Origin of the sequence: Rathayibacter sp. AY1A7 (assembly GCF_002930845.1) — a bacterium.
In the GTDB taxonomy this organism is placed as follows: domain Bacteria; phylum Actinomycetota; class Actinomycetes; order Actinomycetales; family Microbacteriaceae; genus Rathayibacter.
The window spans coordinates 18,656-40,965 of sequence record NZ_PSTL01000011.1 but is presented as its reverse complement, the minus strand read 5'-3'; the positions used below and the strand labels follow the sequence as shown (position 1 = coordinate 40,965).

The following is a 22,310-nucleotide window of genomic DNA, read 5'->3' as shown; positions in this document are numbered from 1 at the left end:
CGGGCCCGGAACGTCCCGGTTCGCAGCCTTCCGGAAGGGGGTGCGGTCCGAGACCACGGCCGGGATGATCAGGGCATGGACCTCCCGTTCGCGCTCCCCGTCGCCCCGATGCTCGCCAAGGCCGTTCCGGCAGTGCCGGAGCAGACCGCCGTCGCGGGCGGATACTCCTACGAGCCGAAGTGGGACGGGTTCCGCGCGATCGTCTCGGTCTCCGGCGGGGACTGCGAGATCGGGAGCCGCGGCTCCAAGCCGCTGACCCGGTACTTCCCCGAGCTCGTCGAGGCCTTCCTCCGGCTGCTCCCTGACGGCTGCGTGCTCGACGGCGAGATCGTCCTGGCGACCGGCGAGCCGGGAGCGCAGCGGCTCGACTGGGACCTGCTCTCGCAGCGCATCCATCCGGCCGCGAGCCGCGTGAGGATGCTGGCGGAGACCACCCCGGCGATGCTCGTCGCCTTCGACCTGCTCGCCGTGGACGGGCGCAGCATGCTCGAGGAGCCGTACTCGGCGCGGCGGGAGGCGCTCGCCGCGGTGATGGCCGGCGTCCCGCATCCGCTGCACCTCGGCCGCGCCACCGACGACGAGGCCCTGGCGCGCGACTGGCTGGAGCGCTTCGAGGGCGCAGGACTGGACGGCGTCGTGGCGAAGCCCCTGGCCGCGCCCTACTCCCCCGGGAAGCGCGCCGTGCTCAAGGTCAAGCACCACCGCACGGCCGACGTGATCGCGATCGGGTACCGCGAGCACGCCTCCAAGCCGGGCGTGGGCTCGATCCTGCTCGGCCTGCACGGCGACGACGGAGAGGTCCGCCAGGTCGGCGGGGCCTCGGCCTTCAGCGACGAGCGTCGCGTGCAGCTGCTGGAGGAGCTCGCACCCGCGGTCGAGCGCGACGTGGACGGAGCACCGGTGCGCGGCGAGGGCGAGCGGAGCCGGTTCTCGAGCGGCCGCGACACCTCCTTCGTGCGCCTGCGTCCCGAGCTCGTGCTCGAGGTCCGCTACGACCAGCGCGAGGGCGACCGCTTCCGGCACACCGTGCAGTTCGAGCGCTGGCGCCCGGACCGCGACGCCGCCTCCTGCACCATGGAGCAGCTGGAGCAGCCGACCGCGTACGACCTCGGCGACGTCCTCGGCTAGGCCCTCTTCGCGCGGCTGGGCTGCACGCGGGGCGGCTCGCCCGGCATCTTGGGGAAGTCGGGCGGGAACGGCAGCTCGCCGAGGCCGGCGGCGACATCGCGCTCCCACCAGCCGAGCAGGGCGTCGAGGCGGCCGGGGGCGTCGTGCATCCGTGCCCACGGATCACCGCGCTCGGCGAGGCGCGCCGGGACCGTGCGGATCGTGAAGGCCCGCGGGTCGACGCCGTCGAGCTCGTCCCAGTCCAGCGGAGTGGAGACTGGAGCGTGCGCGAGTGGCCGCGGGCTGTAGGCACCGGCGATCGTCCGGTCGCGGTTGGCCTGGTTGAAGTCGACGAAGATCCGCTCGCCGCGCTCCTCCTTCCACCACGCCGTCGTGACCTGCTCGGGCATCCGCCGCTCCAGCTCGCGCGCCGCGGCGATCACCGCGTGGCGGACGTCGAGGAACTCGTGCTCGGCGACGATCGGCGCGAAGACGTGCAGGCCACGGTTGCCGGACGTCTTCACGAACGGGTCGAGGCCGGCCTCCCGCAGGACCTCCCGCAGCGCGTGCGCGGCGACGACCGCGTCGGCGACGTCGGTGCCGGGCTGCGGGTCGAGGTCGATCCGGAGCTGGTCGGGCAGGTCGGGCGCATCGGCGCGGGACGCCCACGGGTGGAAGACGACGGTGTTCATCTGCGCCGCCCAGACGGCGGCCGCGGGCTCGTCGATCACGAGCTGCGGATGCACCCGCCCGCTCGGGTACGTCACCGGGACGGACCGGACGTACTCGGGCGCGCCCGTGGGCGGGTTCTTCGAGAAGAACTGCTCGCCCTCGATCCCGGAGGAGAAGCGCTGCAGCGAGACGGGGCGGTCGCCGTTCGCCGCGACGAACGGCTCGCCGACGGCGATCAGGTACTCCGCGACCTCGCGCTTGGTGATGCCCGGCTCCGGGAACAGCACGCGCTCGGGGCTCGAGATCCGCACCTCCCGGTCGCCGTGCGGTCCGGGGACGGTGAGGACGACGGCGTCGCTGCTGGGCATCTGCTGAGGCTAGCCCGCGGCGCCGCCCGGCGACAGGGGTCCGCCGGGGCGCCGCCGCAGCCGGATCGGGCCCTTCGCCCGCGAGGGGTCGACGACCTGTCCGCCCTGCACGATGTCGATCTCGCCCCGGTCGACCAGGCGGCGCGCGGCCCGGCGCACGGGCTCCATCAGCGGCCGCCACTCCTCGCCGCCGACCCGGCGCGCGACCTCGGACGGGCACGCCGTCGACGACGCCGCTCGCGCGAGCAGGACGGTGCGGATCTCCTCCTCGAGCCGCGCCTCCTCCGGACCGACTCCGCGACGGCGGCAGGCGTCCGAGCAGTAGCGGACGTCCTCCCAGTCGCGCGCCCACTTCGCGCGCCACTCGATCTCGCGACCGCAGGAGGCGCAGGTCTTACTCTCGGGATGCGCGGTGGACGTGCGCTGACGGTGGGCCATGCCCTCGAGTCTGCGCGCAGACCGCGGCCGCAGCGACGGGTTGCGCTGAGGGCGAGCGACGGGTGCGCGGACGCCGGCGCCGACGACGCGCACCCGATCCGGCGTGATCGAGAACAGGGAGCGGCGGATCGGCGTTCCCCGAGGTGGCGGCGTCATACTCCGCAATGAGGCGGCCCTCCCCCGGCCGGTGCGCCAGTCTGGAGGAGCCGTGCTGCGGCGCGACGGCGGGCCACCACCCCGTGCCGCACCCTCGACCGATCAGGAGTCTCCGATGAGCCGCGAGAACCTCGCCACCACCCCGGACCGCGAGCCGGAGCACCGCGCCTTCGCCGGACTCTCCCCGGAGGACTTCAAGCTCGCGTTCCGCAACCACGCCGCCGGAGTCGCGCTGATCACCGCCGACCCGGGCACCGGCCCGGTCGCCCTGACCGCGACCTCCGTCTTCTCGGTGAGCGCCGAGCCGCCGCTGTTCGTCTTCTCACTCTCGTCCGCCTCGTCCAGCTCTCCGGCCATCCAGGCGTCCGAGACGCTGGTCGTGCACCTGCTCGGGGCGGAGCAGCTCGACCTGGCGCGCCTGGGCTCGACCAGCGGCATCGACCGCTTCGCCGACACGTCGCTCTGGTCGCGGCTGCCCACGGGCGAGCCGTTCTTCCCGGGCGCCGCCGCCTGGATCCGCGGCACGGTGATCAACCGCATGGAGGCGGGATCGTCCACGATCGTCGCCGTGCACGCCCTCGAGGCCCACGTGCCCGAGGACTCCGAGACCACGGCGCCGCTCGTCTACCACAACCGCACCTGGCACCACCTCGGCGAGCACTCCCGCCTCAGCTGAGCTCCGCGGGCGCTCCGGAGCGGGCGGTTCACGCCTCCGGGCCGGTCGCCACCGTCCGGCCCGGCGTGCTCGACCACTGCGACCAGGAGCCCGGGTAGAGCGCCGGCGCGAAGCCCGCGAGCGTGAGCGCGACGACGTCGACCGCGGCCGAGACGCCGCTACCGCAGTACACGCCGACGGGGGCGTCCTCCCGCACGCCGTGCGCCTCGAATCCCGCGCGCAGGTCGGAGGCGGGCCGGAACCGCCCCTCGGAGTCGAGCGCCGCGGACGCGGGAGCGTTCCGAGCGCCGGGGATGTGGCCCGCCCGCGGGTCGATCGGCTCGACCTCGCCGCGGTACCGCTCAGGGGCGCGGGCGTCGAGCAGGACGCCCGCCGAGGGCAGCGCCGCCGCCTCGTCGATGTCCAGCACCGGGAGCCGACCGTAGGCCAGCTCGACGTCGCCCCGCTCGCGCGGGACGTCGCCCGTCTCGAGCTCCCGCCCCGAGCGGATCCAGCCGGCGAGCGACCCGTCGAGCAGGCGGACGTCCTCCACTCCCGTCGCCCGCAGCAGCCACCAGGCCCGCGCGGCCGGGACGCTCTGCGCGTCGTCGTACACGACGACGGACCGGCCCCGGCGGAGCCCCCAGCCGCACGCCGCCTCCTGCAGCACCTCGATCGGAGGCAGCGGGTGGCGCCCCTCCTCCGGCTCGCCGTGGGCGGCCAGCTCGTGATCGAGGTCGACGTGCACCGCGCCGGGCAGGTGACCCGCGAGGTACTCCGGTCGGCCGTCGGGCCGGTCGAGGCGCCAGCGCACGTCGAGGACGAGCGGCGGCTCGGTGGAGGCCATCAGCTCGGCGAGCTCGTCGGGGGTGACCAGCAGGCTCTCGCGGCTGGAGGGGGTCATCGGGGTCATGGCGTCCTTCCGATCCGCGTCGTCGGCGGAGTCCTGCCCCAGCATGCCGGGTCGCCCGGCGGCGCGGGAGCTCGGGCGGCAGCGGAGCATCAGTGCGCAAGGCGCCTTGTCGATGGTCGTCTGCCGGAGAGCCTCTCGCGCAGGCGGGTCGTGTTCACCACTCGAGACCCGCGGGCGCGGCCCGGAGGCCTGAAAGGGACCGCTCGGGCCTGAGAGAGGAGGGCGAGGCTCTCGACGTCGGAGGACCGCCGAAGGCCCGCCCCTCCGGCAGGGGCGGACCTTCGCTGCCTTCAGTTGGACTCGCAGGCGAACCCGTCGTCGTCCCTGTCGAGCCCTGCGACATCGCCGTAGTACGGGTAGTACAGGTCGAAGTACCGCTGAGCTGAGGCCTGGTCCGGGAAGTCGTCGCAGTTCACAGCGTCGCCGGGATAAGCAGGTCGTCCCGGGCCGGGCGCCGGTGCCGGCGCCGGCGCCGCGGCCTGCGTGCTCGCCCAGAGTGCGCGGCCCTGCGGCGAGTAGATCACCAGGTTGCCGTCGTTCTGCATGACCATCCGGGAGCCCGGGCTGCCCGCCGTGCCGGACTGCCAGCGCGCTCCGCCGGAGCCCGCGTAGACCACGGCGTTGCCGTCGGACTGCATCTCGAGCCGGTTGCCGCCTCCGGACGTGCCGGCCGCCCAGCGGGCCGAGCCGCGCGAGTAGACGACGAGGTTGCCGTCGCCCTGCATGACCGCCTCGCTCCCTCCGTCGGAGGAGCGCAGCAGCTGACCGGACGTGAGCCGGTTCCCGGAGGAGAGGGTGTCCCGGACGGCGGGCGCGGGCGGCGCCGGAGGAGTGTCGCTCGCCCACAGCGCGCGGCCCGAGGCGGAGTAGACGACCAGGTTGCCGTCGTTCTGCATCTGCAGGCGGGATCCCGGGTTGCCCGCCGTACCCGAGGCCCAGAGGGGTCGGCCCGAGGCGGAGGTGACCACGGCGTTGCCGTCCGACTGCATCGAGAGCGTCTCGCCCTCGCCCTGGGTGCCGGCGCCCCAGCGGACGTCCCCCCGCGAGTAGACCGCGAGATTGCCGTCGCCCTGCAGGGAGGCGCGCGACCGGCCGTCCGGCGAGGTGAGCTGCTGTCCCCGGCTGAGCCGCGAGCCGGAGGAGAGGACGTCGCGGATCTCAGGCGCGCGCGAGGTCGAGCTCGCCCAGAGCGGCCGTCCGGAGGCGGCGGTGATCACCAGGTTGCCGTCGTTCTGCATCCGCATCCGCGCGCCCGGGTTCCCGGGCGTTCCCGCCTGCCAGCGCACGCCGGACCCGGGGGCCGAGACCACCGCGTTCCCGTCGGTCTGCATCGCGAGGCGGTTGCCCGCTCCGGAGGTGGCGGAGCTCCAGCGCGGCGATCCGTCCACGTAGACGACGAGATTGCCGTCGCTCTGCATCGCGGCGCGCGAGCGGCCGTCGGAGGCGGTCAGCTGCTGTCCCGGAGAGAGCTCGCGCCCGCTGTCGAGGACGTCGGCGATCGGCTCCGGCTCGGGCTCCTGCTCATCGGCCGAGGACCAGGCCGTGTCCCCGTTCGGGCGGACGAGCACGAGCTGCCCGTCGTCCTGGATGAGGGCGAGCGCGCCGGTCTCTCCCGCGGTCCCGGACGCCCAGACGGGCGTGCCGGAGCCGGTCACGACGACGAGGTTGCCGTCCTCCTGCATCCGCACCGTGGTCGCACCGGTGCCCTGGGTCCTGGTGCTCCAGACGGGGCGGCGCCCGGCGTCGTAGATCACGGCGTTGCCGTCCGCCTGCATCTCGAAGCTCGCGGAGTCTCCGTTCGAGAAGATGCGCTCGCCCGCGTCGAGCGAGTCGCCGCCGAGGAGGGCGTTCGTGTAGGTCTGCGATCCGCGCGCCTCGGCGGGCGGAGTCTCCCCCGGGACGAAGGCGGTCGGAGTCTCGGCGACGGCCTGCGTCGCGAGGGCGGACGGCGCCAGAGCGGCGGAACCGCCCGCGGCGAGCAGGCAGGCGAGGGCCATCGCCGCGAGGCGATGAGGAGGTCGTGGCACGGAGAGCCCTTTCGGAGGCGGCGGCGGCGGAAGCCGTGGTCGAGCGGAGCCTGGCACGCGCTCGCCACGGCCGTCCATCCGGGCCGCGCGGAACCACTCAGCCGGAGCGGGCGATCCGCGCCGGCTGCGCGGGCGCCGCCTCCGGACCACGGAGCCTCCGGCCGGCTCGCGCGCCCCGGTCGGGGTTGTCGGCGATCGACGCGGATCGACGGAGGACGTGCTCCCACGGCCGGAGCGCACCCCGCGCGGGTGCCCCGGGAGGCGGCTCGGACCTCCCGCGGCACGGAGGAGGTCCCCGTTCCTCCTAAAATCGGAGGCATGTCGAAAGTGTTGAGCAGTCTGCCCGTGGGCGAGCGTGTCGGAATCGCATTCTCGGGAGGCCTCGACACATCCGTCGCCGTCGCCTGGATGCGCGAGAAGGGCGCGGTGCCCTGCACGTACACGGCCGACATCGGCCAGTACGACGAGCCCGACATCGAGAGCGTCCCGTCCCGCGCGGCCCAGTACGGCGCCGAGATCTCGCGCCTCGTCGACGCGAAGAGCGCGCTGGTCGAGGAGGGGCTCGTCGCCCTGCAGTGCGGCGCCTTCCACATCCGCTCCGGCGGCAAGACCTACTTCAACACCACCCCCCTCGGCCGCGCCGTGACCGGCACCCTCCTCGTCCGCGCCATGCGCGAGGACGGCGTCGACATCTGGGGCGACGGCTCGACCTACAAGGGCAACGACATCGAGCGGTTCTACCGCTACGGCCTGCTCGCCAACCCCCGCCTGCGCATCTACAAGCCCTGGCTCGACGTGCAGTTCGTCAACGAGCTCGGCGGCCGCACCGAGATGTCGGAGTGGCTGGTCGCCCGCGGCTTCCCCTACCGCGACGCCACCGAGAAGGCCTACTCGACCGACGCCAACATCTGGGGCGCCACCCACGAGGCCAAGCGCCTCGAGGAGCTCTCCAGCGGCCTCGAGCTCGTCGAGCCGATCATGGGGGTCGCGTCGTGGCGCGACGAGGTCGAGATCGCCTCCGAGGTCGTCTCGGTGCGCTTCGAGGCCGGCCGCCCCGTCGCGCTGAACGGCGTCGAGTTCTCGGACGCCGTCGCGCTCGTGCTCGAGGCGAACGCGATCGGCGGACGCCACGGGCTCGGCGTCTCGGACCAGATCGAGAACCGGATCATCGAGGCCAAGAGCCGCGGCATCTACGAGGCCCCCGGCATGGCGCTGCTGCACATCGCCTACGAGCGCCTGCTGAACGCGATCCACAACGAGGACACCGTCGCCCAGTACCACTCGGAGGGCCGCCGTCTCGGCCGCCTGATGTACGAGGGCCGCTGGCTCGACCCGCAGTCGCTGATGCTGCGCGAGTCCATCCAGCGCTGGGTCGGCTCGGCCGTCTCCGGGGAGGTCACCCTGCGCCTGCGTCGCGGCGACGACTACACGATCCTCGACACGACCGGCCCCGCGCTGAGCTACCACCCCGACAAGCTCTCGATGGAGCGGGTCGGCGACGCCGCCTTCGGCCCCGAGGACCGCATCGGGCAGCTCACGATGCGCAACCTCGACATCGCCGACTCCCGCTCGCGGCTCGAGCAGTACGCGGCCGCCGGCCTCGTCGGCGGTCCGACCGCCGAGCTCGTCGGCGAGCTCGAGATCGGCGAGGCCGACGCGATCACCGAGGGCGGCGGGTCCGCAGCGGCCGATGCGCTCGGACGCGCCACCGACCTGGCCTCGGAGGGTGCGGCGTTCGACGCCGGAACCGACTGACCCCGCCCGTCCGACGCCCCCGCGCGCATCCGTCCCATCTGGACGCGAGGCGCACGGGGGCGTCGTGCTGTGCGGGCCGACCCGGCGCGCCGGCTGCGAGGGCGGGCCCGGCGCGAGAGCGGTGCTCCGGCGTTCGTCGCGACGGCCGTCAGGGCGCGGAGGATCGGACGAGCGCGAGCGCGGCGTCCACGGTGGCGAGCGACTGCGCCGGATCGACGCGGGCCAGCACGAGCGCGGCCACCAGGAGCGACACGAGGACGTCCGCCTGAGCCGACGCCCACGCCTGCGCGTCGGGCCAGCGGGCGAGCGCTCCGGCGCGCAGTGCGCCCAGCAGCTCGGCCCGGTAGTCGGCGATCACCTCGCGCACGGCGTCGTCGCGCGCGATCGGCGCGCCCGCGGCGTTGAGCAGCAGGCAGCCGCTCCTCGCGGAGAGCGTGCGGGAGTCGGCGAGCGCCGCCCGCAGCCCGGCGAAGTACTCCTCGAGCGCCGTCGGCGACGCCCCTCGCGGATCGACGAGCGGGGCGAGCCGGGGCCGCACCACCTCGTCGAGGTAGCTCTGCACGGCAGCGTCGAAGAGCCCGCGCTTGTTGCCGAAGGCGTGGTAGAGGCTGGAGCGGCGCAGTCCGGTCGCGGACTCCAGGTCCGGGAGCGACGCCTCCTCGAAGCCGCTCTCCCAGAAGACGGCGCGGGCGGCGCGGACGACCTGCTCGGTGTCGAAGCCCTGCGTGCGACCCACGGTGCTCCTCCTGAGGGGTGACAGCTGCGGCGCCGCACTGGCGCGGACCGCTCGCTCCAGTATATTGTGGACTGGTCGTTACACAATCGGTGCGGAGCCCTCCGCATCACGACCATCGCCTGGAGGCCCGCCGTGATCGTTCTCGGACTGGTGCTCGCCGCTCTCGCCGCGGCGCTGCACGTCTACATCTTCGTGCTCGAGTCGGTCCTCTGGACGACCTCGCGCGCCCGATCGACGTTCGGCACGACGGCCGGCGAGGCGGAGGCGACGAAGGAGATGGCCTACAACCAGGGCTTCTACAACCTCTTCCTCGCCGTCGTCACCGTGGCGGGCATCGTCGCCGTCGCGATCGGCGCCACCGCCGTCGGCGCGGCCCTCGTGTTCGCCGGCGCCGGATCGATGGTCGCCGCAGCACTCGTCCTGCTCCTCTCCGCTCCGACCAAGCGCCGCGCCGCGCTGACCCAGATGACCCCGGGTCTGCTCGCCCTGATCGCTCTCGCCGTCGGCCTCTCACTCTGATCCCCTCCGCTCCACCACCACGAAAGGTCCTATGAGCACCGTCACCAGCACCCAGATCCAGCTCGTCCGCCGCCCCGACGGCTGGCCCGTCGCCGAGGACTTCCGGACCGCGACCGTCGAGTACGGCGATCCGGCCGCGGGCGAGATCCGCGTCGAGAACGCCTTCCTCTCGGTCGACCCCTACATGCGCGGCCGCATGAACGACGTGAAGAGCTACACCCCGCCCTTCGCCCTCGGCGAGACCATGACCGGCGGTGCCGTCGGCCGGGTGACCGTCTCCGACGACCCCGCGTTCCCCGTCGGCAGCGCGGTCCTGCACCAGCTCGGCTGGCGCGACGTCGTGCAGGCCGAATCGTCGCAGTTCCGCGTCGTCCCCGAGATCCCCGGAGTGCCGCTCTCGCTCCGCCTCGGCATCCTCGGGATGACCGGACTCACCGCGTACGTCGGGCTCACCGCCATCGCGGGCATGAAGGAGGGCGACACCGTCTTCGTCTCGGGCGCCGCGGGAGCCGTCGGCTCGGCCGCCGGTCAGATCGCGCGCCTTCTCGGAGCCGAGCGGGTCGTCGGATCCGCGGGCTCGGCCGAGAAGGTCGCCCTGCTCACCGAGAAGTACGGCTACGACGCCGCCTTCGACTACCACTCCGGCCCGGTCCGCGAGCAGCTGGCCGAGGCCGCGCCCGACGGGATCGACGTGTACTTCGACAACGTCGGCGGCGACCACCTCGAAGCGGCCCTCGACGCCTTCCGCGACGGCGGCCGCGCGGCGCTCTGCGGAGCGATCGCCGGCTACAACAGCACCGAGAAGACGCCCGGCCCCGACAACATGGCGAACATCATCACCCGCGGTCTCACGCTGCGCGGATTCACGCTGTCCGGCTACCTCGACCACGCGCCGGAGTTCAACCGGCTGATGGCCGGCTGGTTCGCCGACGGAGAGATCGCCTACGACGAGACCGTCGTCGACGGCATCGACCACGCCGTGGACGCGTTCCTCTCGATGATGCGCGGCGGCAACACCGGGAAGATGGTCGTCCGCGTCTAGCGCCGACCCCGGTGCGGCGGGCGCGAGGAGGGGGCACCTCCGGACGCCCGCCGCATCGGTCCTCCGCCTCCCTGACCGGGATCTCCGAGCATGCTCGCGGATCCGCGGGGCCGTTCGGTCCGGGCGGTGGCAGACTGCGGACATGAGCACGTTCTCGCACCGGACCGGCGCCTCCGCGCCGGCAGCAGCAGCACTCGTCCTCGTCCTCACCGGCTGCGCGGGCAGCGGCGGAGCCCCGTCCGCGCGGACGCCGCTCCCGACGCCGACCGCGACCGCGACCTCTTCGCCGACTCCCGCTCCGACGCCGACTCCCACCGTGACCGTGACGGTCACGGCGACCCCCGAGCCCTCGTCGACCGGTTCTCCCGCCGCGGATCCGGCGGCGGCGCGCTGCACGGGCTCCGACCTGACGATGGAGTACCGCCCCGACCCCGACGCGTCGGGTGCCGGGAACAGCGCCTTCGACCTCGTGCTCACCAGCACCTCCTCCTCCGACTGCGCTCTCGCGGGCATCCCCGGCGTCTACGCGACCGACGCAGACGGGAACCGGATCAGCGCGGTCGCCGACGCGTCCGGCCCGAACCCCGACGCTCCCGTGATCCTCGTCCCGGGCGCCCGGGCGGACGTCCGGGTCGCCTGGCACTCTCCCGGCGCCTACGGCTGCGCGGTCGGGACCTCCGCGTTCCTCGTCGCCGAGGTCCTCGACGCCCCGGACGGCGCGGTCCGCGCCCCGGCCGAGCTCCAGGTGTGCACCGACGGCACCGTGATGATGGACGCCTCCGCCTACGCGCTGCTCTGAGCCCTCCCCGAGCGCGCACACCTCGCGCGCGGCCCGCTCACCGGGCGCGACCCCTTGACCGGGCGCGTCGCAGCCGGGACCCTCGCACTACACGTCCCCACCCCACCCCGGAGGTCACCATGAAGGTCGGCTCACTCGTTCTCCGTCTCGCCGTCGGCGGGCTCTTCGTCGGACACGGTCTGCAGAAGCTGCGGGGCTCGTTCGACGGCCCCGGCCTCGACGGCACCGAGCAGATGATGTCGAGCCTGGAGATGCACCCGGCCCGGCGCAACGCCGTCGCCGCAGCGGTGACCGAGACGGCCGGAGGCGCCGCTCTCGCCCTCGGCGCCGCGACTCCGCTCGCCGCCGCCGGACTCGTCGCCACGATGGTCACCGCCGTGCGCAAGGTGCACTGGAGCAACGGCCTGTGGAACGCGGGCGGCGGGTGGGAGTACAACGCCGTCCTCGTCGCGGCGACGGCCGCGATCGTCGCGGACGGCCCCGGCGCGCTCTCGTTCGACGCCCTGTTCGGCAAGCGCAAGTGGGGAGCCGGCTGGGCGCTGTTCGCCCTGATCGGCGGAGCGGCTGCGTCGACCGCCCTGATCGAGGCCGGGCGACGCGCCGCGCCGGTCGGAGCGGGCACCTCCGGCTCCGACGACGGCGGGTCGGACGACGACGGCGCCGACTCGACCGCCTCGTAGCCCCGCTCCGCCGCACTGTGCGGGCGCGGTAGCGTCGGAGGCGTGACCGAGACACGCGCCTCCGACCCCGACCGCCCCGAGACCGACGCGCTCGCCCTCTGGCTCGCGGCGGTCGAGCGCCTCGACGCTCAGGACGACCCGGACGGCGTCGTCGAGCGGATGCGCGTCCTCGCAGCCCGCTACCCGGGACACGACGGAATCGCCGCTTTCGAGCTGGGCGGCGCCCTCGACAGCGCGGGACACGAGGCGGAGGCGGCGGTCGAGTACGAGCGCGCCCTCGCAGCCGGCCTGGATGACGAGCGGCGGGCGCGGTTGACGATCCAGTACGCCTCGACACTCCGGAACCTCGGCCGCACCGATGAGGCGATCGACCTCCTCGCCGGCGCCGCCGCGCACCCCGCGGTGGGCTCCGCGCGGGAGGTGTTCCTCGCGCTCGCCCTGCACAGCGCCGGGCGCGTCGACGAGGCCCTGCGGATCGCGCTGGAGGCGCTGGCTCCGGGGCTCCCCCGGTACCAGCGCTCCGTCCGCGCCTACGCCGCCGCCCTCACCGACCCCGAGCAGTAGCGCGGACGGCTCCTCCGCCCGGAGGCTCGGCGCGGCGAGCGCCGAACCTCCATGGGCGCCGACTCAGTCCTCGAGCAGGATCGCGTCGATCTGCCCCATCGCCTGGCGGAGTCCCTCCTCCATGCCCATCTGGACCATCTGCTCGAGCTGCTCGACCGACTCGAAACGGCTGCTGAGGACCATCCGCGTGCGCCCCGGCTCGATCTCGTCGAGGGTGACCGTGGCCCGGGTGATCCCCAGCGCGTCGACCGGATCGCCCCGCTCGTCGGCGAAGCCGTCCTCGAACTCGAACCGCGTCGGCTCCTCCACCCGGGTCACGCGCCACCAGCCGCGCGCCTGCTCGCCGTCCGGTCCCGTCATGACGTAGGCGCTCCGTCCGCCCTCGACCGGCTCGTGCCGCTCGAAGGTCGCCGGCCAGGTCGGCGGCCCCCACCAGCGCTCGAGGCGGCGCGGATCCGTCCAGAGGAGCCAGACGCGCTCGATCCCCGCGTCGAACTCGGCGGTCACGGTCAGGGTCAGTTCCTCGATGTCCTTCACGGACTGCAGCACGCTCATCGCGCCTCTCCCTCCAGCAGATCCCGCGCGCCGATCGGCTCGCGGGTGTCACTCCTCGTCGAGGAGGTCCGACATGCGGTCGATCCTCCCCGCCCACAGCTGCTCGTAGGCGTCGAGCAGGCGCGACGCCCGCCGCACTGCGGCGACCTCACCCTGCACCAGCTGCTCCCGCCCGCTCCTCCGCTTGCGGACGAGTGCCGCCCGCTCGAGGACGGCCACGTGCTTCTGCACCGCCGCGAACGACATCTGGTAGCGCGCCGCGAGTGCGGAGACGGACTGCTCGCCGACCAGCACCCGGGCGACGATGTCGCGGCGGGTGCTGTCGGCCAGCGCCCGGAAGAGCAGGTCGGTGTCGGCGTCCGTTCGTACAACCATGTGGTTGCACATTAGGCCCGTCCCCTCTCCCGCGCAAGAGCATCCGTCTCCGGGGCGAGCGCACCGGCCGGCGCCCGACCTCAGGCGCTCGCGGCATCGAGGGCCTCGGCAGCGGCCGCGAGCACCCAGTCCGGCAGGGGGCGGGCCGCGAACAGCGAGGCGTAGAGCCGGGCCATCGAGTCGTCGGGGTCGAGCCGCAGCGCCTCGTCGAGGTGGAGCCCCGCGAGGCTCGAGACTCCCCTCGCCCACCAGCACCACGCGAGAACGGTGAGCACAGAGGAGCGCGCCTCCTCCGGCGCCAGCGCGGCGGCGCGGGCGAGGAGCCCGGTCGCCCGCGCCAGACGGCCGCGCTCCGGAGCACGCCCGCTGCCGAGCAGCAGGGCCGACAGCTCGAGGTCGTGGTCGTCGTCCGTTCCGGCGCGGGCGTCGCCCACCGCGCCGGGCGGCACTCCCACTCCCGCCTGCGGGCTCCGCGCGATCTGCACGGTCACCCGATCGCGGAGGGGCGGCGACTGCAGCGTCCGCACGATCAGTCCTTCGCGGCGGACGTCCCGCGGTCCGCTGAGCCAGCGCTCGACGAGCCGTTCCGTGTCGCCGACCAGGGGCGGCCGGCGGAGCACCTCCGCGACGAGCGCGCGATCCTCCTCGAGGACCGGCGGCAGCACGGAGAGCGCGTCGATGTCCAGAGGCTCGTCGGCCACCGCTCGGGCGAGGACGCCGGTCTCGCTCCGCTCGATCTCGAGGAGCGGACGTGGCCTGCGGCACTCCTCGGCGTCCGTGTAGCGCCCCCATCCGTCGGCGGCGATGCAGGCCACGGCGATGATGTCCAGGCGCGTGCGCTCCAGGCGCCGGAGCACCGCGTGGCCGAGGTCGAGATGCGGGATCCCCCGCTCCTCGGCGTAGCCCGCACGGGTGCAGACCACCACCAGCATACCGGTGGCCCGCGGCATCGTCTCCATCATGGCCGCGCAGCCGCCCGCCAGCGCCTCCGCCTCCATCCCGCGCAGCGTCTCCGGGAGCGGGATCCGGAAGCCGCCTCCGGCGCGCGTGCCGAGGAACGGCACCACCACGACGGACTCCTCCGGACGGATGCCGATGATGGAGGGGACGGCCGCCAGGAGGTCCTGGATCGCGCTCGCCCGCAGGACTTCGGGATCGCGGCGGCGGGACGGAGGAGCAGGGGTTCGCTGTGGGGATGTCATGTCCGACACCCTGCTCGCGTCGCCGGCGGCGCGAGATCCCGCCGGCCCGGACCGGGGAGAACCGGAGCGGATCGGCGCCTGTGGAGGAGCGCCCGGGGCCGGCGGCTCAGCCGGCCGCGGGAGCCCGCAGCACCTTCGCCATCGGCCGTCCCTTCGCGATCTCGTCGATCAGCTTGTCGAGGTACCGGATGCGCTGCATCAGCGGATCCTCGATCGTCTCGACCCGCACGCCGCAGATCATCCCCGTGATCGCCGAGGCCTGCGGAGGCAGGCGCGCCGCCGCGAAGAACTCCTCGAAGGTCGTCCTGCTCTCGAGGTGCCGGGCCAGCTCCTCGTCCGAGAAGCCGGTGAGCCAGCGGACCGCCTCGTCGACCTCCTCCCTCGTCCGGCCCTTGCGCTCCGCCTTCGCCACGTAGAGGGGGTGCACGTCGGCGAACGCCACGGAGAAGATCCTGCTCATGGCCGGGAAGCGTACTCGCGCGACGCCCGGCGCGGCAGAGGCGCCCACCCCGCTATCCTCCCCAGTGGCCCTCGCGCCTCCACCCCGCAGCCCACAGAGAGAACCACCGTGAGCCTCCTCCGCACCAAGTCCGTCGAGCAGTCGATCGCCGACACCGATGAGCCCGAGTACAAGCTCAAGAAGTCGCTGACCGCGCTCGATCTCACGGTCTTCGGCGTCGGAGTCGTCATCGGCGCCGGCATCTTCACCCTCACCGGCCGCGCCGCCCATGACATCGCCGGACCGGCGATCGTCCTGAGCTTCGTCGTCGCCGCCTTCGCCTGCGCCCTCGCGGCCATGTGCTACGCCGAGTTCGCCTCCACGGTCCCGGTGTCGGGCTCCGCCTACACCTTCTCCTACGCCTCCCTCGGCGAGCTCTTCGCCTGGATCATCGGCTGGGACCTGATCCTCGAGCTGTTCCTCGGAGCGAGCGTGGTCGCGCAGGGGTGGAGCGCGTACCTCGGGTCGCTGCTGCAGCAGCTGGGAGTGACCCTCCCGCCGGCGCTCACCTACGGCGGCGTGGTCGACGTGCCGGCGATCCTGCTCGTCCTCGTGCTCGGCGCGCTGATGACCTTCGGGATCAAGGAATCGCTGCGCGTCAACCTGGTGCTCGTCGCGATCAAGCTGTTCATCGTCCTGTTCGTCATCATCGCGGGCCTGCAGTTCATCAACACCGCCAACTACACGCCGTTCGTCCCCGCCGCCGAGCCCTCGCAGTCCGCGTCCGGTCTGACCCAGCCGCTGCTCCAGTTCCTCTCGGGCATCGAGCCGGCCACGTTCGGGGTCGGCGGCATCATCGCCGGCGCCTCCCTGGTGTTCTTCGCCTACATCGGGTTCGACGTCGTCGCGACGACCGCGGAGGAGACCCGCCGCCCCCAGCGCGACCTGCCCATCGGCATCATCGCCTCGCTGATCATCTGCACGGTCCTGTACTGCGCCGTCGCCCTCGTCGTGACCGGCATGGTCCCCTACCGCGAGCTCGACCCGTCGGCCGCGCTCGCCAACGCGTTCGCCTACCACGGGCAGACCTGGATGGCGACGGTCATCTCGGCCGGCGCCGTCGCGGGCCTGACCACCGTCGTGCTGACGCTGCTGATCGGAGCGACGCGCATCATCTTCGCGATGGCGCGCGACGGGCTCCTCCCCCGGCGCCTGGCCACCGTCCACCCGCGCCTGCGCACGCCGTGGTTCACCTCCGTGGTCGTGACCATCGTCGTCGCGCTGCTCGCCGGGCTCACCCCGATCGGCGTGCTCGAGGAGATGGTCAACATCGGAACGCTCTCGGCGTTCGTGCTGGTCTCGGTCGGCGTCGTGGTGCTGCGCCGCAAGCGGCCCGACCTGAAGCGCGGCTTCCGGGTCCCGCTGAACCCGTGGCTCCCGCTGCTCTCCGCCCTGATCTGCACCTACCTGATGCTCAACCTCTCGATCGAGACCTGGCTGCGCTTCCTGATCTGGCTGGCCGTGGGCTTCGCGATCTACTTCGCCTACTCGCGCAGCCACGCGAAGATCGGCACGAAGCCCTAGGGGGCCAGGCCCACCTTCGGCCTGGCCCAGGAGCGTCCGCGCGTGTCCTTGAGGATGTCGTACTCCACCTCGACGTGCGGCTCGATCGCGCTGTACTTGTCGTTCGGGGCGCCGATCACGAGCTGGAAGCCGAGACCGCGCCACGCACCGATCGCCCGCTTGGTGAAGTGGGCGTCGGCCTTGATCAGCGCCTCGTCCATGAAGACCGGGGCGTACCGGGGGCGGTCGGCTCCCGCGTCGCCGAGCTGGTAGCGCAGCGCCGCTCCGACGATGAAGGCGATCAGCTCCTGCGACTCCCCGCCGGACTTCTCGCCGATGTGGTCGTACAGCGCCACGTGCGCTCGGGTGACGGCGTCCACGCGCTCGGCGCTGACCCGGACGTGGTTGCGGACGTCGACGAGGTCGCCGAAGTCGGGCGCGGTGCGCCGCAGCCGCTGGATGAGCCGGGACATCCGCCGGTAGACCTGCTCGCGCTCCTCCTCCGCGGACACGGCCTGGATCTGCGCGCGCACCTCGCGGAGCTCGCGGCGGAAGCGACGGCGCACCTCCGACTGGTTCTCGCGCGTCGTGATCTGCAGGCGATGGCCGTCGTCGTAGAACGGCAGATCCTGCATGATCACGTTGATCGGCTCGATCCGCTCGCGGATCTCCCTCAGCGAGCGGCCGAGCGTGGAGTCGAAGCTCGTGAGGTCGTTGCCGGAGAGCGTGAGCAGGCTGTCGCGCCACTCGGTCTCGAGCCGGTGCAGGCCGCTGGTCTCGAGGGCGTCGAGCAGCCGCTCGAAGTCGCCCGCGGACGCCTCGGGGTCCGCGAGCAGGTTGGGGTTCGGCCAGCGGTCGAGGAAGCCGGCCATGATCCGGCCGGCGCTCTCACGCTGCTGCTCGTGCGCCTCGGCCGCGGAGCGGCGGTCCTCCGCCAGTCGCTGCGCCGCCGTGGCGAGCGCTGCGTCGAAGCGGACCAGGACGTCTGAGGCGCTGCCGGACGCCGCGGCCTCGGTCAGCGTGAACCGGGCGTCGAGGAAGGCGCGCTGGTCGTCGTCGAGCTCGCGTCCGGCGCGCTCCGCCGCATCGAGAACCGCCTGGCTCGCGTCGACGTCGTCGACCACGACGGCCCACTCCGCCTCGATCCGCTCGCGCTCCACACCGGCGCGCGCGATCTCCTGGCGGAGGCGCTCGAGGCGGCCGCGCAGCCCGTCGATCTGCTCCTGCAGCCCGGCGAGCTCGGGGTTCGCCTCCGCCGCCTCGGCGCCGACCGCCTCCCAGCGCTCCTGCTCGGCGAGCAGCGACTCGACGTCGACCGTCTCCCAGCTCACCAGCGCGAGGCGGGCGTGGCGCGTCATCCGGTCGTCGAGCGCATCGAGGGCCTCCTCCGCCGCCGACGCCGCCGAGACGGACGCCGCGCTGCGGGCCCGGGCCGCCTCGACCAGGGCGTTCAGCTCGCGGAGACGACGGGAGTTGGAGAAGCCGAGGACGTTCGCGGCGCCGTGGCCGCCGTGCGCACCGCGCTGCCCCTGCGAGAGCTGACCGGTGAGGGTCAGGGCGAGCCGGTGGCGTCCGAGCTCCGCAGCGCTGTCGACGCACACGTAGCCGAAGCGGTCCTCGAGCCGGTCCTGCAGCCAGCCGGTGAAGGCGGTGGCGCGGTAGTCGAGGCGCCCGGGCAGCGTCTGCGGGTCGAGGCCCCGCACCTCCTCGAACCCGGTCTCCACGCCCTCGTAGCGGAGCCGGACCGGGAGCCGGAGGGAGTCGATGGCGCGGCGGAAGCGGTCGAGGTGGGCGGAGTCGATCATCAGCGTCGTCGCGAAGCCGCCGAGGGCGAGCGTGAACGCCTCGCGCCAGGGCTCGAACTCGGCACGCACCTCGACCAGCTCGCCGACGAAGGGCAGGTCGTCGGCGGTGAGGCCGGCTGCCTCCGCGATCCGCTCGCGCGCCTCGTGCAGAGGCCGGGGGATGCTGTCCCGACGGTCCGAGGCCGAGCGCTGCTCCGCCTCGAGCTCGGCGAGCTCGCGCGCCGCGGCCTTCCGCTCGGCGACCGCGTCCGACCAGGCCGCACGGGTGCTGCGCTTGGCGTCGGCCGCGCTCGCCGCCCGGGCGAGCACCGCCTCGAACCGCTCGCGGGTGGTCTCCGGCTCGCCGAGAGCGTGCAGGTCCTCCTCGAGCCGGGCGCGGTTCTCGCGCGCCGCGCCCAGCCGCCGCTCCACCTCGCGGAGCTCGCGCTGGGCCGTCTCGAGGCGGTCGCCGCCGGAGGCCCGCAGCACCTCGGCGAGCCCGTCCCGCTCCGACTCCGCCGCCTCGGCGAGGGCTCGCTTCTCGCGGAGCACGGCGTCGACGGCGCGGGTGCGCTCGCGCAGCTCGGCCTCGACGTCACGCAGCAGGCCGAGGCGCTGCTCAGCGCGCCACAGGGCCGCCGGCGACACCGGGGCATCGAACTCCCCGAGTGCGTCGATGAGGCGCACGCGCTCCGCGGACGCGGCGATGCGCAGGCGCAGGCCCCGCAACGGCTCGAGTGCCGCGACCTGCTGGCGCGCGGTGAGCATCCGCTGCCGGGTGCTCTCGAGCTCGTCGAAGTGGGCGACGACCGCGTCGGCGGAGGCCAGGGTCTCGGGCTCCTCGAGCACGAGCCGCTTGTAGAGGTCGTCGACGGTCGTGATCTGCTGACCGGCCTGGATGCGGGCGAGCAGGCTCATCGCCTTCGATCCGGCTCCCGCCGCTCCGATGCCGAGCACCGCGTGCAGACGCGCCGAGAACTCGCGGTCGGTGCCGAGCGGATCCAGGCCCGCCGCGCGCAGCGACGCGTCGGAGAAGCGGTGCGCCGCCGCCCGGTCGAGCGCGGCGAGGTCGACCGGGCCCTCGGCGCTCGCGCGGATCCGCACGGTCTCCTCGAGCACCCGGGAGCCGGCCGGGACGTACCAGGCGCGGACCGCGCTGAAGCGCGAGCCGTCGTGGTCGACCCAGGTCATCGCGACGGCGGTCCAGGTGTCGACTCCGTCGCCGCGCAGGACGCGCATGGTCGTGCCCTCGTCCGTGCGCGACTCGTCGAGCTTGCCGCGCGCGTAGGAGAGGATGTTGCGCTGGTCCTCGCCGCGCGGACGGCCCGTCACTCCGCCGTTCGAGGCGCCGTTGAACGGCGTGGTGTGCGGCATCATCAGGGCGATGTAGGCGTCCATCAGCGTGGACTTGCCGGAGCCGGAGCCGCCGCAGAGCAGTGTGGCCCCCGGCGAGAAGCGGACCCGGTGCGCGCCGTCGTAGCCGCCCCAGTTGACCAGCTGCAGGTCCTCGGCGAGCCACTGCTGACCGCGGGAGGCGGCGGGGATCAGGCCGAAGAGGGTGTCGAGCATCGTCATCGGGGGTCGTCCTCCGGATCGGGGGTGTCGTCGTCGGTCGGCTCGTCGTCCAGCGGCTCGTCGTCGGCCGGCTCGTCGTCCGCGACATCGGTCCCGGGCAGGACGCCGTCCGTGGGCGGGTCCGCGTCCTCGTCGAGGCCGTCGTCCTCGAGCGCGTCGTCGTCCGCCTGCTCCGGATCGTCCGAGCCGGGCTCCTCGGCGAGCGCCGCTTCTGCGACCACCGAGGAAGCGTCCTCGCCCGCCCGCCCGCGCAGCCAGTCGCTCAGCTCCCGCAGCTTCGGCGCGCTCAGCACGATCTCCACGATCGGGCTGATCCGGTACCGCCCGGCGGACTCCTCGTCGACGATGCCGTCGCGCCCGAGCCGCTCCAGCGCCTTGCGGACCATGCGCTGCCGGCGGGCGGTGTCGCGCTCGGCGTCGGCGAAGTAGCTGAGCACCGTCTGCTCGACCTCCTCGACGTCCACGCGCGCCGACGCCTCGCCGGCCGCCGACTCCCGCTGATGGACCGTGCGCAGGTGCACCAGGACCAGCGTCTCGGCGCGGGTGTAGGGGAGGTCGCGCAGCAGCACCGGCATCTCCACCTCGTCGGAGCGCACCTGCTGCTTGTAGGCGACCCCGCGCTCGTGGTCGACGACGAGCCGCACGAACAGGTCGTTCAGCCGCGACTCGATCAGCTGCCGGTGCTCCTGGAGCACGGCCCACTGCTCGCGGTGGCGGTCGGCGAGGAGGAAGCGGCGCTGCAGCACGTGCACGAGCACCCGGCGCACCTCGGTGTCGAGGACGCCGCGGTCGCCGGGGAAGAGCTCGTCGGGGTCCTCCTCCATCGACACGGGCGCGATGAACGGATCGGCGGCGGGCCCGTCGGTCGCCAGGGTGTCACTCATCGTCGGTCTCCTCCTCGGTGCGGGCGGTCACGGATCCGAAGGCGAAGCGGCGCACGGTCCCGTCGGGTCGGCGCGTGCTCACGACGGAGTAGCCCTCGCGGTCGACGAGGCCCGTCCGGTGCGCGATCTCGAGCAGCCCGAGCAGGTCGACGGGCCGTCGAGTGTCCTCCGGAGCCGCGCTGAACGCGTCCGCCAGATCGAACTCGTCGCCGAGCTCCGCCACGTAGGCCTCCAGCTCCGCGTAGCGGGGACCGCCCCAGGCCCGGCTGTCGTCGCCGACGAACTCGGCGTCGCCGTCGTCTCCGGCCAGGGACGCCGGCCCGCCGGCCGGGCGCACGTCTCCCAGGGTCTGGCGCAGGTGGCCGATCCCGGCGACGGGCAGGTGCCGCAGCGGCGTGACCGGCGCGTCCGGCGAGATCCCGCCCGTCCACTCCTGGAGCCCCGCCATCACGTCGCGCAGCAGCTCGTCCACCTGGCGGTCGCGAGCGGGGTCGTGGGTGCGGACCTGGCCCGTGATGACGTGGGACGCGCGACGCTGCGCGATCAGGACCTCCTGCACGCCCAGCTCCACCCGGCGGCCGATCGCGGCCAGCTCCCCGCGCTGGGCCGGGTCCATCAGACGGGAGAACGGCTGCACGAGCACCGTGTGGAGCTGGTCGGCGAGCGCGTCGATCCGCTCGGGGTCGCCCAGGAGGCGGAGGGCTCCGGCGAACGCACGGCCCTCGCTGGTCGCCTGCATCACGTGCTGCCCGCGCTCGAGGTACTCCCGCAGCACCTCGCCGGTCGGGCGGACGTCGCGGCGCAGATCCGCGACCACGTCGCGCTGCATCGCCTTGATCGACTCCGCCACCCGCGCGAAGTCGGCCGGCAGCTCGCGGGCGAGGTGCACCACGTTCTCGGCCTCCTCCAGGAGCTGCTCGTCGTCGGCCGGCTCGATACCGGCGCCCTCCTCGAGGGCGGCGATCTCGATGTCCAGGCGCGCCCGCTCCTCGCGGAGCCGCGAGAGCCGGGCCTCCGGGTCGGGCTCGACGTCCGCGGCCAGCCGCTCGACCGCCTCCAGCAGAGTGCGCACCCGCGAGTTCGAGACGCGCGTGCGTCCGCCTCCGGTGCGCCCGGTGATCTCGAGGGCGCTCACGGCGTGGGCGCTCAGCCGGTAGACCTCGGCCTCGCCCTCGATCTGCGGCACGAGCCAGCCGACGCGGACCCAGTAGCGGCACACCTCGCGCGCCGTGCCGCTCGGCAGAGCGCGCTCGCCCTCGTCGTACCCGGCCGAGCGGAGCTCTTCGAGCAGCTCCCCCACCTCGGCGTGCGCGTCGGCGACCGCCACGGCCTGCCGGTCGACCGTGAACACGAGCGACAGGGCGGCGACGACGAACGGCGCGTAGCGGCCGTGGAGGAGATCGAGTGTCGGCGTCCGGAAAGCGCCGAGGGAGCGCAGGTAGGCGGCCTCGGCGCGGGAGTTCGACATCGCCCTCAAGGATAGGCGGCGGGCCGGCATCGCG

21 protein-coding genes are annotated in these 22,310 nt (G+C 73.7%); 9 read left to right on the top strand and 12 right to left on the bottom strand.

Annotated features, from left to right (window positions below; all coding sequences use genetic code 11):
• The first annotated feature begins 75 nt into the window (after positions 1–75).
• Positions 76–1,128: an ATP-dependent DNA ligase gene (locus C5B95_RS10190; protein WP_104349084.1), complete on the top strand. Its 1,053-nt coding sequence runs from the start codon at positions 76–78 to the stop codon at positions 1,126–1,128.
• Here C5B95_RS10190 and ligD read toward each other — a convergent pair.
• Complete coding sequence (gene ligD, locus C5B95_RS10185) at positions 1,125–2,147, bottom strand: non-homologous end-joining DNA ligase (protein ID WP_181068045.1); 1,023 nt, start codon at positions 2,145–2,147, stop codon at positions 1,125–1,127. The two genes, C5B95_RS10190 and ligD, sit on opposite strands and share 4 nt — an antisense overlap.
• 9 nt (positions 2,148–2,156) lie before the next feature.
• Positions 2,157–2,585, bottom strand: a complete 429-nt coding sequence (locus C5B95_RS10180; RefSeq protein WP_104233370.1) for a DUF2256 and DUF3253 domain-containing protein — start codon at positions 2,583–2,585, stop codon at positions 2,157–2,159.
• 271 nt (positions 2,586–2,856) lie between these two features.
• On the opposite strand from C5B95_RS10180, the gene C5B95_RS10175 reads away from it, so the two are divergent.
• The gene (locus C5B95_RS10175; RefSeq protein WP_104222547.1) at positions 2,857–3,417 is read left to right on the top strand and encodes a flavin reductase family protein; all 561 of its coding nucleotides are present in this window, start codon (positions 2,857–2,859) and stop codon (positions 3,415–3,417) included.
• 28 nt (positions 3,418–3,445) lie between these two features.
• Here C5B95_RS10175 and C5B95_RS10170 read toward each other — a convergent pair whose 3' ends face one another.
• Together C5B95_RS10170 and C5B95_RS10165 are read right to left on the bottom strand one after the other, a co-directional pair.
• Positions 3,446–4,309, bottom strand: coding sequence for a sulfurtransferase (locus tag C5B95_RS10170; RefSeq protein WP_219813840.1), 864 nt, complete (start codon positions 4,307–4,309; stop codon positions 3,446–3,448).
• Positions 4,310–4,599: 290 nt separating this feature from the next.
• Complete coding sequence (locus tag C5B95_RS10165) at positions 4,600–6,306, bottom strand: excalibur calcium-binding domain-containing protein (RefSeq protein ID WP_181068044.1); 1,707 nt, start codon at positions 6,304–6,306, stop codon at positions 4,600–4,602.
• 348 nt (positions 6,307–6,654) lie between these two features.
• Here C5B95_RS10165 and argG point away from each other — a divergent pair, with 348 nt between their 5' ends.
• On the top strand, positions 6,655–8,091 hold the full coding sequence (gene argG / locus C5B95_RS10160) for an argininosuccinate synthase (protein WP_104222545.1): 1,437 nt from the start codon (positions 6,655–6,657) through the stop codon (positions 8,089–8,091).
• A 148-nt stretch (positions 8,092–8,239) separates the two neighbouring features.
• On the opposite strand, the gene C5B95_RS10155 is transcribed toward argG, so the two are convergent.
• A complete protein-coding gene (locus tag C5B95_RS10155; RefSeq protein WP_104349082.1) occupies positions 8,240–8,827 on the bottom strand; it encodes a TetR/AcrR family transcriptional regulator in 588 nt (195 codons plus the stop codon).
• A 132-nt stretch (positions 8,828–8,959) separates the two neighbouring features.
• Here C5B95_RS10155 and C5B95_RS10150 point away from each other — a divergent pair, with 132 nt between their 5' ends.
• The 5 genes from C5B95_RS10150 to C5B95_RS10130 all read left to right on the top strand — a co-directional run bounded on the left by C5B95_RS10150 (position 8,960) and on the right by C5B95_RS10130 (position 12,431).
• Positions 8,960–9,346, top strand: coding sequence for a DUF1304 domain-containing protein (locus C5B95_RS10150; protein WP_104238588.1), 387 nt, complete (start codon positions 8,960–8,962; stop codon positions 9,344–9,346).
• 31 nt (positions 9,347–9,377) lie between these two features.
• Positions 9,378–10,388 (top strand): NADP-dependent oxidoreductase, encoded by a 1,011-nt coding sequence (locus C5B95_RS10145; protein WP_104222542.1) that lies wholly within the window; start codon positions 9,378–9,380, stop codon positions 10,386–10,388.
• Between the two features lie 142 nt (positions 10,389–10,530).
• The gene (locus C5B95_RS10140) at positions 10,531–11,187 is read left to right on the top strand and encodes a DUF4232 domain-containing protein (protein ID WP_104349081.1); all 657 of its coding nucleotides are present in this window, start codon (positions 10,531–10,533) and stop codon (positions 11,185–11,187) included.
• Positions 11,188–11,306: 119 nt separating this feature from the next.
• On the top strand, positions 11,307–11,867 hold the full coding sequence (locus tag C5B95_RS10135; RefSeq protein ID WP_104238585.1) for a DoxX family protein: 561 nt from the start codon (positions 11,307–11,309) through the stop codon (positions 11,865–11,867).
• Positions 11,868–11,909: 42 nt separating this feature from the next.
• Positions 11,910–12,431, top strand: coding sequence for a tetratricopeptide repeat protein (locus C5B95_RS10130; RefSeq protein ID WP_258059938.1), 522 nt, complete (start codon positions 11,910–11,912; stop codon positions 12,429–12,431).
• A gap of 63 nt (positions 12,432–12,494) precedes the next feature.
• Here the strand turns inward: C5B95_RS10130 and C5B95_RS10125 are convergent, their stop codons facing one another.
• From C5B95_RS10125 to C5B95_RS10110, 4 genes are all read right to left on the bottom strand, one after another.
• Complete coding sequence (locus C5B95_RS10125; RefSeq protein ID WP_104222538.1) at positions 12,495–12,986, bottom strand: SRPBCC domain-containing protein; 492 nt, start codon at positions 12,984–12,986, stop codon at positions 12,495–12,497.
• Between the two features lie 48 nt (positions 12,987–13,034).
• Positions 13,035–13,361, bottom strand: coding sequence for a helix-turn-helix domain-containing protein (locus C5B95_RS10120; protein WP_104349109.1), 327 nt, complete (start codon positions 13,359–13,361; stop codon positions 13,035–13,037).
• An 80-nt stretch (positions 13,362–13,441) separates the two neighbouring features.
• The gene (locus tag C5B95_RS10115; RefSeq protein ID WP_104349080.1) at positions 13,442–14,563 is read right to left on the bottom strand and encodes a DUF4192 family protein; all 1,122 of its coding nucleotides are present in this window, start codon (positions 14,561–14,563) and stop codon (positions 13,442–13,444) included.
• 106 nt (positions 14,564–14,669) lie between these two features.
• The gene (locus tag C5B95_RS10110; protein ID WP_104257296.1) at positions 14,670–15,023 is read right to left on the bottom strand and encodes a DUF2200 domain-containing protein; all 354 of its coding nucleotides are present in this window, start codon (positions 15,021–15,023) and stop codon (positions 14,670–14,672) included.
• A 108-nt stretch (positions 15,024–15,131) separates the two neighbouring features.
• On the opposite strand from C5B95_RS10110, the gene C5B95_RS10105 reads away from it, so the two are divergent.
• Positions 15,132–16,586 carry an amino acid permease gene (locus tag C5B95_RS10105; RefSeq protein WP_104250729.1) on the top strand — a complete coding sequence of 485 codons (1,455 nt, stop codon included), beginning with the start codon at positions 15,132–15,134 and terminating at the stop codon, positions 16,584–16,586.
• Here the strand turns inward: C5B95_RS10105 and C5B95_RS10100 are convergent.
• Genes C5B95_RS10100 through C5B95_RS10090 form a run of 3 tightly spaced genes read right to left on the bottom strand, consistent with a single transcriptional unit; the run spans position 16,583 to position 22,276 of the window.
• Entirely contained in the window at positions 16,583–19,924 is a 3,342-nt protein-coding gene (locus C5B95_RS10100; RefSeq protein ID WP_104349079.1) for an ATP-binding protein, read from the bottom strand. The genes C5B95_RS10105 and C5B95_RS10100 overlap by 4 nt on opposite strands.
• The gene (locus C5B95_RS10095; protein WP_104315582.1) at positions 19,921–20,808 is read right to left on the bottom strand and encodes a DUF4194 domain-containing protein; all 888 of its coding nucleotides are present in this window, start codon (positions 20,806–20,808) and stop codon (positions 19,921–19,923) included. Before C5B95_RS10095 ends, C5B95_RS10100 begins: the two co-directional genes overlap by 4 nt.
• Entirely contained in the window at positions 20,801–22,276 is a 1,476-nt protein-coding gene (locus C5B95_RS10090) for a DUF3375 domain-containing protein (RefSeq protein WP_104349078.1), read from the bottom strand. The genes C5B95_RS10095 and C5B95_RS10090 overlap by 8 nt, the downstream gene beginning before the upstream one ends.
• Positions 22,277–22,310: the final 34 nt, after the last annotated feature.

Bases quoted from the DNA above. Each gene is read 5' to 3' on its own strand.
- C5B95_RS10190 (WP_104349084.1), top strand. From the start codon at position 76: ATGGACCTCCCGTTCGCGCTCCCCGTCGCCCCGATGCTCGCCAAGGCC.
- ligD (WP_181068045.1), bottom strand. From the start codon at position 2,147: ATGCCCAGCAGCGACGCCGTCGTCCTCACCGTCCCCGGACCGCACGGC.
- C5B95_RS10180 (WP_104233370.1), bottom strand. From the start codon at position 2,585: ATGGCCCACCGTCAGCGCACGTCCACCGCGCATCCCGAGAGTAAGACC.
- C5B95_RS10175 (WP_104222547.1), top strand. From the start codon at position 2,857: ATGAGCCGCGAGAACCTCGCCACCACCCCGGACCGCGAGCCGGAGCAC.
- C5B95_RS10170 (WP_219813840.1), bottom strand. From the start codon at position 4,309: ATGACCCCGATGACCCCCTCCAGCCGCGAGAGCCTGCTGGTCACCCCC.
- C5B95_RS10165 (WP_181068044.1), bottom strand. From the start codon at position 6,306: ATGGCCCTCGCCTGCCTGCTCGCCGCGGGCGGTTCCGCCGCTCTGGCG.
- argG (WP_104222545.1), top strand. From the start codon at position 6,655: ATGTCGAAAGTGTTGAGCAGTCTGCCCGTGGGCGAGCGTGTCGGAATC.
- C5B95_RS10145 (WP_104222542.1), top strand. From the start codon at position 9,378: ATGAGCACCGTCACCAGCACCCAGATCCAGCTCGTCCGCCGCCCCGAC.
- C5B95_RS10140 (WP_104349081.1), top strand. From the start codon at position 10,531: ATGAGCACGTTCTCGCACCGGACCGGCGCCTCCGCGCCGGCAGCAGCA.
- C5B95_RS10135 (WP_104238585.1), top strand. From the start codon at position 11,307: ATGAAGGTCGGCTCACTCGTTCTCCGTCTCGCCGTCGGCGGGCTCTTC.
- C5B95_RS10125 (WP_104222538.1), bottom strand. From the start codon at position 12,986: ATGAGCGTGCTGCAGTCCGTGAAGGACATCGAGGAACTGACCCTGACC.
- C5B95_RS10120 (WP_104349109.1), bottom strand. From the start codon at position 13,361: ATGGTTGTACGAACGGACGCCGACACCGACCTGCTCTTCCGGGCGCTG.
- C5B95_RS10115 (WP_104349080.1), bottom strand. From the start codon at position 14,563: ATGACATCCCCACAGCGAACCCCTGCTCCTCCGTCCCGCCGCCGCGAT.
- C5B95_RS10110 (WP_104257296.1), bottom strand. From the start codon at position 15,023: ATGAGCAGGATCTTCTCCGTGGCGTTCGCCGACGTGCACCCCCTCTAC.
- C5B95_RS10100 (WP_104349079.1), bottom strand. From the start codon at position 19,924: ATGACGATGCTCGACACCCTCTTCGGCCTGATCCCCGCCGCCTCCCGC.
- C5B95_RS10095 (WP_104315582.1), bottom strand. From the start codon at position 20,808: ATGAGTGACACCCTGGCGACCGACGGGCCCGCCGCCGATCCGTTCATC.
- C5B95_RS10090 (WP_104349078.1), bottom strand. From the start codon at position 22,276: ATGTCGAACTCCCGCGCCGAGGCCGCCTACCTGCGCTCCCTCGGCGCT.